7 protein-coding genes are annotated in these 11,705 nt (G+C 52.7%); 2 read left to right on the forward strand and 5 right to left on the reverse strand.

The window, feature by feature from the left end; genetic code table 11:
- Positions 1-407 precede the first annotated feature (407 nt).
- Positions 408-1,412: a galactose-1-phosphate uridylyltransferase gene (gene galT / locus JW881_13670; GenBank protein MBN1698558.1), complete on the forward strand. Its 1,005-nt coding sequence runs from the start codon at positions 408-410 to the stop codon at positions 1,410-1,412.
- 81 nt (positions 1,413-1,493) lie between these two features.
- Here galT and aspS read toward each other — a convergent pair whose 3' ends face one another.
- From aspS to JW881_13695, 5 genes are all read right to left on the reverse strand, one after another.
- The gene (aspS, locus tag JW881_13675; GenBank protein ID MBN1698559.1) at positions 1,494-2,831 is read right to left on the reverse strand and encodes an aspartate--tRNA(Asn) ligase; all 1,338 of its coding nucleotides are present in this window, start codon (positions 2,829-2,831) and stop codon (positions 1,494-1,496) included.
- A 246-nt stretch (positions 2,832-3,077) separates the two neighbouring features.
- Entirely contained in the window at positions 3,078-4,391 is a 1,314-nt protein-coding gene (locus JW881_13680) for a hypothetical protein (GenBank protein ID MBN1698560.1), read from the reverse strand.
- 79 nt (positions 4,392-4,470) lie between these two features.
- A complete protein-coding gene (locus tag JW881_13685) occupies positions 4,471-5,961 on the reverse strand; it encodes a hypothetical protein (protein ID MBN1698561.1) in 1,491 nt (496 codons plus the stop codon).
- Between the two features lie 6 nt (positions 5,962-5,967).
- The gene (locus JW881_13690; GenBank protein ID MBN1698562.1) at positions 5,968-8,040 is read right to left on the reverse strand and encodes a FecR domain-containing protein; all 2,073 of its coding nucleotides are present in this window, start codon (positions 8,038-8,040) and stop codon (positions 5,968-5,970) included.
- Complete coding sequence (locus JW881_13695; GenBank protein MBN1698563.1) at positions 8,027-8,716, reverse strand: sigma-70 family RNA polymerase sigma factor; 690 nt, start codon at positions 8,714-8,716, stop codon at positions 8,027-8,029. Before JW881_13695 ends, JW881_13690 begins: the two co-directional genes overlap by 14 nt.
- Before the next feature lie 222 nt (positions 8,717-8,938).
- Between JW881_13695 and JW881_13700 the strand changes: the two genes are divergently transcribed.
- A complete protein-coding gene (locus JW881_13700) occupies positions 8,939-11,563 on the forward strand; it encodes a tetratricopeptide repeat protein (GenBank protein MBN1698564.1) in 2,625 nt (874 codons plus the stop codon).
- Positions 11,564-11,705 lie beyond the last annotated feature (142 nt).

Consider the following 11,705-nt stretch of genomic DNA (forward strand, 5'->3'; position numbering starts at 1 on the left):
ACTGGTATAATTCACGACGATTTGTCGTCTGATAGTTGGTTGGAATGCTCTGTTGCGGCTGATTAAAGAGAATCACTCAATTTAGGTTATAATAAAGCATTGCTCGGTCAATATATAAATTACTATCAGAAGGATTTTTTTTAATCATTTCGGTTAATTGATGTATCTCAGCGATTATTATATTATTCTGTTTCCTCATTTGAACCTTCATTCTCGCTTCAGGTTTAACCGTTTAAAAAGCATTTTTTCGAACCGGAACTTGCTTCATTTTAAATTGTAATCCGGCAGCCCGTTACTGTCAAATTATTTCGTTTATTCCTGATAGAAGTGACAAGCACCGTAATCATCGAGACGGTTTGATATCCCCCTTGCCCAACCCCTCCCGTTTCTGCTATGCTTTGCACCATATGCATGAAATCCGTCAGAACAAGGTAACCAGGGAATGGGTCATCTTCTCGACCGCAAGGGGAAAGCGTCCCCGCGATTTCGCTGAAAAGGCGGAAGGCGGAAGACCGTCTCCGATCCCCCCCCACGACAAACACTGCCCGTTCTGTGCGGGGAACGAGGAAAGGCTCGGAGAGATAATTCTGGAGGTCCCTGCGAAAAACGAATTCGGATTTCAGACGCGCGTGATCCCCAACAAATACCCCGCCCTGGTTCCCGAACTCTCGAGCAAACGTTCGGTGCACGGGATTTATCTCCACATGCCCGGCTACGGCAGGCACGAGGTGATCGTCGAAAGCCCGTATCACAACGGGGAACTCGCCATGATGCCGCACCGTGAACTCTCGCTCGTCATCGAAACCTACCACCAAAGGTACTGCGAACTTCTGGATGACGAACGCAACATGATGGTCCTTATTTTCAGGAACCACGGGGAAAAGGCGGGGGCCTCGCTCGTTCATCCCCATTCACAGATTATCGCGACCGGTGTCGTGCCGAACGGGATCCGCTTCCGCAATGAGGAGGCCCAGCGGTATTTCGACGAGTGGAACCGGTGCGTGTTTTGCGACGTGATACGCTTCGAGGAGGAAGACGGCCGGCGGGTCGTGTATTCGAACGATCTCTTTCTGGCCTTTGTCCCTTTCGCGGCCGAGGTTCCCTGCGAGGTCTGGATCATCCCCCGGCGGCATCAGGCGTCCTTCAGTGAGGTCGACACGCCGCATAAACAAAAACTCACGGAGGCCCTTTCGAACATCCTGGGACGGCTATTCCGCGCCTTCGGGGACCTCGACTACAATTTCATCATCCACTCCTCCGTCCGTTTCGAGACGGACGAACCCCAGCTGCACTGGTATCTCCAGATCCGTCCCCGCCTCACCACGCAGGCCGGTTTCGAACTCGGCTCCCGCATCAACATTAATACCAGCCTGCCTGAAGACGACGCCGCGTTCCTCAACGCCGTTCAATGAACGGAAAAACGGCGTCCGGTGCAGGATCGCCTGCAAGTGTGTGAGGCGGGTAATGTGTTTCGGATATTGACAACGGCGAATCTACGGTTCGAGCCTGTTGATGTCCCGCGGGAAGAGACTCGCTTCCTTTATGTTTGAAAGCCCGCAAAGCTGCGCGGTCAGCCGCTCGAGGCCGAGTCCCAGTCCCCCGTGCGGTGGCATCCCGAACCGGAACGCCTGGAGGTAACTCCCGAACATGTCGACATTCATCCCCAGCCGCTTCATCTTCGCCTCATAGTCCTCGTAGCGGTGAAGCCTTTGCCCCCCCGTCGTGATCTCCATGTTCCTGAAAACGAGGTCGAAGGAGCATGTCTTTTCGGGATCGTCGGGATCGTCCATGGTATAGAACGGCCGTTTCGAAGAGGGATAACGGGTGACGAAGACGAACTCCGTGTTCCATTCCCTCACCGCGTATTCGGAAAGGAGTTTTTCCTCTTCCGGCGCGAGGTCGGGTTCGGACCTGTAGTCCTTGCCGGATTCCTTCAGGACGATCTCGTGCACTTCGTCGAACTCGACGGTGACGATCCGCTCTATTTTCGGAAGCCTGATGCCGAGGAGTTCGATCTCGTTGCCGCAATCCCGTTCGAGCCGGCCGAATATCGCGTTCAGGGCGTGCGCCTCGACCCTGATAAGGTCCATGAAACCATCGATGAATCCCATCTCGAAATCGAGCGAGATATATTCGTTCAGGTGGCGCGAGGTATCGTGCTTTTCCGCACGGAACACCGGCCCGGTTTCGAACACGCGGCCGTATACCCCGACCATCATCTGTTTGTAAAACTGGGGCGACTGCGTGAGATACGCCTCGCGCCCGAAATAGTCGAGACCGAATATATTCGCCCCGCCCTCGGCGCCCGAGTACACGATTTTGGGCGAACAGATACGGGTAAACCCGATCGAGGCAAGGTAATCGCCGAACTCGTTGCAGATCGCGGCCGCGACCCGGAACACCGCCCGCTCCCTCGGGTGGCGGAGGGTGAGGGGACGGTAGTCGAACTTCTTGTCGAGGTGGACGTTCAGTTCCTTCTTCGTCGTGTCGACGGGAAGCGATGAGACCGCCGGGGTGGAAATCAGGGTGATCTCGGTCGCGTGTATCTCGGCATCCCTCGGCCACAACGCCGTATCCTTGATTTTCGCGTCCCTGACGATACCCCGTATCCGTACCGCTGATTCGACCGGAATCCTGTCCGGCGGGATATTGATCGTCGAATTGTCCAGGATCGTCTGGATCGTGTACTCCGGGGTTCTCAGAATGAGAAACGCGCCCCAGGAAAGCACCCGGATATTCTGGATCATCCCGCAGAGGACCACTTCCCTGTCCTTCATGGCGGTAAAATCGATAGTTCGCTCTTTTATCGTTTCCAAAGCTGTTTCTTTCATGACCTGTCCTGTTCGTTTATTGGTGTATACCGATAGTAACGGGGACGGAGGTCGGTGTCAAGGGGAATCAACCGTATCTGCTGCGCCGCGTCCTTCTTCAAGCAGCCGAACGCAAACCATTCCGGTAAAGTCGGATCCGCAGAGATATGGTGCCTTATCGAATATGCCATGGGAATCGCGGTCAAAGAAAAAAAACGGCCGTCCGATATATTTCCCGGACGGCCGTTTTTCTTATATTGCCATTAATTAATCCGAAACCTCACCGGTCACTTCAACAATGACGGCGCCGCTCTGGCCGTTCTGGCCGCCGACTGATTCGCCGGTAGAACCGTCGCCGCCTCTGCCGTATCCGGAGCTGTTGTTTCCTCCCCTTCCCACCGGGGGATTATTGGCACAAGGGGGCGTCGGCTGTCCGAAATATATCGTACAGCACCCCCCGTTCGTTCCGGGCGGATATCCGGAGCCCCCTGAAGCGTTCCTTGCACCACTACCCCCTGCAGCGGAAAGATCATTCGCCCCTCCGCTGAAACTCGACGAACTCCCGTCTCCTGCGTAAGAAGGCTCGTATCCGCATCCCGTGCAATTGCCCGGACCGCCGCTGCCGCCGGCCCCGATGCGCACCTGGTAGGTAACACCCGATTGCAGCAGCGCCGTCGAAGTGACGACCTCACCCGCGCCGCCGCCCCCGCCGTAACACGATCCGGCGCTGTAGCCGCTTGTATATGTTCCATATCCGCCGTCACCGCCGCCCCCCCCGCCGATGACTGTCACGGAAGACGATTCGATGCTTTTAAATTCGGCGGGAACTTCGAATATAAATTGTCCTGCGGGATTCGTGAAACTCGTCCGGTACGTGACCATTTTTCTGTAATTCGCCGTTATCGTTGCATAGGTTCCCGGACTGCCGGTGATGTAAAATGTCGTGCTTGCGGATCCGGTATTCGCGACCGTGACACCTCCGATTGCGCTCCATTTCGTGAAATAATGCATGGGGCATTCGGAAGGGCATGAAATCCCCCCTTCCATATACGAAGCGATTGTTTCGATAGGAAAAGAACTCCCACTTTGGCCCTTGACAACATATGATTCAGGGCATCCGCCGCTATCGCAGCCTATGGTGTGATTGACGGTAACCGTGACCGGTAATGGTTCGTCCCTGACAACAATCACGATCACCGTAATGATGACGGTCTTGCCCGCATCGACCTCGAACCCCACCTCTGCGCTGCCGACGATCTTTTCTTCATCATTGTAGGCGGTGATCGTTACGGTCCAGTAACCGGAAGCAAGCCCCTCGAATGTTTCCTCGGATTCACCCGTTGCCCGTTCTTCTGTCCCCTTGCCTTCCCCGTCCAGCACTATTTCATATGTGTCGGCCGCGGGACCTCCTCCATTGTCGATCTTTATGGTCGCATTTCCCGGTCCTTGCTCCGGTGCAAAAAAATCGGTGATATCATTGCAGGAATTGAGGAGAAAAATGAATAAAACCACCGTTATCACCGCGCACGGGACGGATGCAAGGCACGCAAAGATGTTGTTTTTTTTACATAACATTTTCATATAAACCTCCAGTTGATGTTGATAGTGTTACTTCTATATAGCCCGCGGAAGCAAAACCACTCTCGACATTCAGGTTTTTTTAATCGGCCGAATGGATGAGACCGTCCATCCCGTTCATCGTGACAACACCGTCGACCGCCGAATACACATAGATCCCGCCGAACAGAACGCACGCCCCTGCAAAAAGGAGGCAATACATGTCCCGTTGTTTTTCAGCTTCGGTAATAGCCCCCACCCACCCTTCCGGGGGATTTATGCGCGCGTCCCACAGCCCGTCGTACTCGCCGCCCCAGTAAGCCCACTGCCGGGCGGTGAGTCCTATGGCGGTTCCCGCGGCGAGAATTCCCGCTAATACGATCCACCCTTTTACCGGTTCCCTGTTATGGAACTGCGCCGCGGAAGGGATAAGGGCGAGCATGAGGTTGCGGCGGTAACCGAAGTCTCCGGGGTCGAGCGTCAGGGATTGAAAAGGGGCGAGATCGATTCGTCTGTCGTAAAAAACCCATCGGCGGGACCCGGTTGCGTCCGCCAGCAGCACCCTGATACGGCGGCTTCCCGGCACAAGATCGTCGATCGTCGCAGGAAGCCCGATGCTTTCTCCGGTACCCGCGTCCGCCTCGAACGGCGGGGGGCATTCGATCGTTACCGAGGCCCTTGATGTGAAATAATACGGAGGCAGTTCATCCCGCGTGGAAATAATCTTATTGGATACTTGAATGATCCTCCCGTCATCATGATAATAGAGGAGCTTCAACTGATAGTCCCTTCCCGCATAGAGATCCGTCTCAAAAGGCGTAGGGCCGCGCTCTTCGCCGTTGATGAATACGGTGCACTTTTCTTCCGCGTTCACGCAAAGCCTGCGGAAAACGCGGACATCCCTTAGGAGATGCTCGCCCTTTCCGATCCGGAAGGTTTCCGCATATACCGTCTCTTCTCCGTCCGCCGATGAATGGGTCACCGTCATCCGGTGCCCGCCTTCGCCAAGGGGGATCTGGATCGGCGTGTTTCCGCAATCGTATCCGTCGACAGACAGGGTGCATGCCGCATCGGTCATGACGGTGAGAAATCCGGGATCGATAATGATACCCAGAATCTCTTCAATAAAAGAAACCAGCTTTTCGAACGCCCCGTTGACGGCAAAGAGGTCGGTACCGTCGAAATCCATCCCGATCACCCTGCTGTCCATATTCATCCCGGATTCGTCAATCCTGTAAATCATCGGGGTAACATATACCAGATTTCCCTCTTCATTGAGAAACCCGCCGATAATATAGTCCGATTTCAACTCGTCCGCGATTGCCTTGAGCACCTGCATGTTTTTCAAATCTTCACGGCGGTACCCTTTTCGCGCCATTGCCTGTTTGACATCCTGCAGCTGATTTACATGGTAATCCTCCCGGTCTTTCAGCAGCATGATGAGATAGGATGGGATGTAATCGCCGAGTTTCTCGTATTCGAGTTCCCCGTTATTGATAAACGGAACGACCGCGATACGCTTGCAGTCGAAGGCGGCGCACACCATCTGCGCCGTCAGAAACGCGGCGATGCAAAACACGAATTTTCTTTTCATTTTTTATCATTTATATTCAATACGGAAAATCGTTCCGTTTTTTGTTCCCGTGTAACAGTAATCATCCCAAAGGAATACCGGACAGCTTGCGGGGTCGCCGGAGATTTTCTTCATTCCGCGGACCGTCATGTCCACGCAATCGACAACCGCGATTTCGCCCCCATCCGTTCCAATAAGAATATCATTTTCAATAAGCACAGGTCTTTTGTACAAGTATATACCGGGATCCGGGATTTTGTCAATCGTTATTTTACCGGCTTCGGTCATGCCGTTGAAACGGATACGGTACAGCTTTCCATTGACGGTCACCGCGTATATATACTCGTCCCGCCATACGGCCAATGAGGCAATCCCCGTTTCCAGTTGTACATCGGCGGTTTTCTCGAGGTCCGATGTCGATTTTGTGACCGTCCCGCCGTTATCCCCGGCGATTATATACCCCGCCGCTTCGACCGGTGGACAGACGCAGGGCGCCGGAAGCTTCCCCCGGCGTATTGGTTCGCCGCTATATGAGAACAGGGCGATCTCGGGGGCGATAAATGACGAAAGACAGATACCCTTTTCAGTCAAAAGCGGCGTCAACGGGTTCTGGAACACGAAGAGGGCTTCGGGGGATGCGGTACCGGCGTTCATATCAAAGACGTACATCCCGTCCGGATACGGCATATAGAGAAGGCCGCCTTTTGCGCCCATTCCGATCCCGTCGCCTATGATGCCGGGGGCCTCACTTTCCCGATAGCTGCCGGAAGCGATATCGACGACAAGAAGCTTGTAGTAGGTCGGTATATAGAGGTTTCCACGGTAGATACGTCCCGTCGATTCGAAAACGATTCTTTCCTTCCTCTCGAAAATCCTCTCCCACGCAACATCCCCGTTGCCGTCGAAACAAACCAGCCTGTCGCCGCACACAGCAATGATGCGGCCGGATGAAGCGGCAAACCCCAATACCGCCGTATTTTTTGAAGTTCCGGTACTCCCGGGGGCATAGACTGTCTCGACGTCGCCGAATTTTCTTTTTTTAGAACCCGTTTCATTACCATCATGCCCCGGATCGCTTTCCATTAATCCCGGCTTTATCGTCTTTGTCCTCATCGCATCAAGGGCTACGATCTCCTTATATGGGACGTATCCTTCCTTTTCGAGCCGGACGCTGTGTTCGCCAGGAGAGAGTGAAAGGACGATCGAATCGTCGAACAGCTGAATAAATACATCGTCGATAAAAAGACCGACACCGGTTTCTCCGGTATCGATACGAAGTCCGGCGCCTCCGGCGGACACGGGAATGTCCGCCATTACGGAAAACGTTTCAAGGAGAAGACCGGTACTGCCGGATAACCTGCCCCGAACCGGGTCTGCCCCTTCCGTAAAAAGAACATCCTCCCCCGCTTCGAGCTGAATATGCCGCTGCTTTTCTCCCGCCGTATCCGTCCGTATCTCCACCCGGCCTTCATACAGCGCGATATACGCCGAATCGTTCCCGTATCGGACCAGCGCGATACCGGCAAACCGGGCGATTACCCCGAATGTCGGAACACCGATCGTGATGGCCTCGCCGGGGCCGCCTGTATCAAGCTGTATTTCCCCGTATTCGAGCCCGATACGGACCTCCTTTTTCGATAATTCGGCAAGCCTTATACGCGTATGCTGATTCATTTTCACGAGGGTGCCGCCTGCGGTAAAGGTACAGGAAGAGGAAGCGCCCGTCGCGATCGATTCACCCTCCCGAAAGGGGGCGCCTTCGGCCATTTCAAGACCGATATCGTCTTTTGACACTTCGATACGGCCGCTCGTAATGACGGGAACGGCCCGGAGCCCACTCATGCCGTTTATCATGAAAAAAAGGAATCCGGCGAGACCGATGACGATCGCAGCGGCGATACCGAAACGCAGTATAACGGCGGGAAGTGCGCCTTTCACGGGGGGCCGGCTGCGCGGTGAAAACGACCTGATCTCTTCCTTAATAAGACTACTTTTTTCGTTTCCCACCGTATCGAGTCCGGTTTTTGCATCTTTGACGAGCGAATAAAAATCAGACTCATCGAGATGTCTGATCCACTCCTTTATATCACGCTTCATCATGCTCCTCCACCTCCTCCGCGAAAAAACTTTCCCCCCTGGCGATCATCGTCTGCTTCAGTTTCGTTTTTATCCGGCGCAATATATTTTCAACCGATTTTTCCGTTCTGCCCGTACGCGCGGCGATCGCTTTTACCGGCAGGCGCTCGTCATAGCGGAGGTCGAAAATCTTCCGGTACTCCGGCTTCAGCGAATCGAGGGCCATGGTGAACAGTAAAAGCTTTTGTTTTTTCTGGATCGATTCGACGACATCCGGATGTTCCTCATACCGTTCTTTCATGATATTCATGTATTTCCTCCGGCGGAACAACTTTCGCTGGTATTTGATGAGCGTCCGTTTTGCAATGGTGAAAATCCAGAGAGAAATCGTTTCCCTTTTTTTCAGCCGGTGAACGCTCTCCATGATCGAACAGAAAGTCTCATGGACGAGGTCTTCGGCGATCGACCTGTTACCGAATGTCCTGACGATAAAATAGGTCGTGATCGCCTTCTGATACTCTTCATAGATGACTTCGATCATCTCCGGGTCGCCGGAGACGAGGCGCCGGAAATCGGATTCGGAGAGAACCATCAGAATGATCATATAATATATATAGCGTTCCAGAAGAAAATCCCTCCCGGCTACTATAAACCGGCTGCTTGATTTGGTCAAACCGCTTTTGACTCCGGATGTACCCATCCGTATTCATCGGATTATTCCTTATATTACAATTTCGAATAAATCCGATTTATCGTATGTGTGATTATCGTCTCGCAGTATTACGGAGGGGTGATCACCGGATGTTAACGAGAGTATCTCCCGCGGCCTCTCCTGGTCGAATGCGGTTGTTTTTTACCCGGAAAATCGCTATACTATACACAAACCGGGATGAACCGATTTGAAACCGCCGGGGAGTAAGCCATGCATAAAAACCAGATCGCCGTTTTCATTCTGTTCGTTTCAGCGGGCGTTCTCTATTCCGAATCAGCCGACGATTATTTTTCGCTCGGATACGATGCCTTCAAAGAACACAACTACGAAGAGGCGATTACCTTTTTCGAAAAAGCTGCCGAACTCTGGGAAAAAGAAGGGGTAAAGGACGCGTGGTCCGACTCGCTGTTCAATATCGGTATTATGTACGCCCACCTCGGAAACGGCGAACGGGCGCTTTTCTATTATAAAAAGGCCCTGGCCGTCGACGAGGAGGCCGGCGATACGTCGCATATCGTCATTCGGCTGAACTTTATCGGGAATGTGTACCGGCAGCGGGGTGAGTTCGAAAAGGCGATCGAGTATTATACGAAAGCCCTCGCCCTCAACAGGAAATCGGGATTCAAATCGTATATCTCTGTGTCATTGACATATATCGGGCTGGTATATCTCGCATGGGGATACTACGACAAGGCGCTTGATTGTTTTAGCGAATCGCTTGAGATGGATACCGAACGCGGCGCAAAAGCCGATATGGCGACATCCCTGAACAATATCGGAGAGCTCTACCATGTCTGGGGACAGTACGAAAAGGCCCTCGATTATTATTCGAAGGCACTCACCCTCTATGAGAAGTACGGGACAAAAACCGATATCGCGATCGGATTGAACAACATCGGGGCGGCGTATAAATCCCTCGGACGCGACGATGAGGCGATCGGTTATTACACGAAGGCCGTCGAGATCAACAGGGAACTGAAAAGGAAAGCGTCGATCGCGATTCAATTGAACAACATCGGACGTATTCATCAGGACAACGGGCGCCATGATGAAGCGCTTGACTATTTTAAAAAAGCGGCGGCAATAGCGGAAGAATTGGGACATAAAGGCGATATGGCGGTGTATATGAACAATATCGGAACCGTCTATAGCGACCGTAAAGAATATGAAAAAGCGATAGAATATTGCACGAAGGCATATGAAATCGATGAATCCGCCGGAATCAAACAGGGAATGGCACGGGATTTGACCAATATCGGGGCGGGGTACTACCATTTAAAAAAATACGAAACCTCATCGGATTATCTCCGGCAATCGATAGATATTATTGAGCAATTGCGATTGACCGCGGCCGGGGAAATACGGCGCGATTATCTGGCTTCACAGATGGCAGCCTACCAATTGCTGACATCGGCTTACATCCGTGATGATGACATCACGCGGGCATTCGAAACGGCCGAACTTTCCCGCGCAAAGTATCTTGTCGAACAGATGGGAGAAAGACTCGAAGAGAAAACCTTCATATTCGGGGGAATGGAAAGTTTCCGGAAATCACTCGATAACGACACCGCCGTCATAAGCTTTGCCAATGTCAACCTGAACAATATCATCGTCATGATCGCCACGGACAGGACATTATCCGGTTTTGAAATGAACAGGGAAACAATGGTTTCCGGGATCAACCGGAAATATAAAACAAAAATATCGATGACGCTCAACAAACTCAGGGGCATTACCATAAAGGGAAAGACCGGTAACGGGAAATCAAGCGCGTCACAGGCGAATGACTTTGATACGATCGTCACCTATTACCGGCACCTGGCGTCGCACACCTTCCCGTCAAAGGCCGACATGAAGTCCTTCGACTTCATTTCACGGCAACTCTATACATTTCTTTTTTCCTCCCTGGAAAAATATATAGGCGGAAGGGAAACCCTTCTCATCATTCCGGACGGCGTCCTCGCGTTCCTTCCTTTTGAAACCCTCATCATGCCCGACGGCCGTTATATGGCGGAAAAGCACCATATCACCTACACCCAGTCCCTGACCGTATCCGCACTCATCGGGAAACGGGCCGGGGGAAAAAAGAAAAAGCCCCTCCTGGCATTCGGCGGCGCCGTTTACGATGAGGCCGCCTATCCGCACGATATGATCGAAAACGAACGGCAGCTCGAGTATCTGAAAAAACAGATACTCGCGAACGTTACCGGTGGAGAAAGCACCCGCGGCGCCTACGACCGGCTCGGCATCGGCCTCGACAACCTGCCCGGGACATTGGCTGAAGTCGAGGCGATCAGGACGATAATTCCCAAAAGCACGGTCTTTACCGGAAAAGACGCCGATGAATCCAGGATAAAGGCGATGTCGAAGAACGGTTCCCTGAAAGACTACGAGGTGATACATTTCGCGACCCACGGCATCGTCGTTCCCGAAATACCGGAACTCTCGGCCGTGGTGCTTTCCCTTTTCAAGCGGGAAAAAGGAGGCGAGGACGGGTACCTGAACATGAAAGAAATCGCCGCACTCGAACTCGAAGCCGATTTCATCAACCTTTCCGCGTGCGAGACGGGACTGGGGAAGCTGTACGGGGGGGAAGGTGTCGTGGGACTGACCCAGTCATTCCTGGTTGCGGGAGCGAACGGCCTCTCCGTTTCCCTCTGGCAGGTGGCGGACGACTCCACCATGATTTTCATGACGGGCATGTACAGGTTCGTCCGGGAAAAAGGAATGAGTTACGCCGGGGCGATGACGGCAATGAAACGGGAGTTTATCAAAAGCGAAATATACGGGGAACCCTTTTACTGGGCTCCCTTTGTGTATTACGGCCAGCGATGATAACGAAGATGCTCTTGATTATTTACTTCATGGTGAATGTGTCGTCTTTTACTATGCATAAGATCTTATTCAAATTTGAATCAGGGAAATTTCTCACAAAGCTCTCAAAGCACACAGAGAAAGAATTTTGATTCTCTTCCTC

Source organism: Spirochaetales bacterium, from assembly GCA_016930085.1.
Lineage (GTDB): Bacteria > Spirochaetota > Spirochaetia > SZUA-6 > JAFGRV01 > JAFGHO01.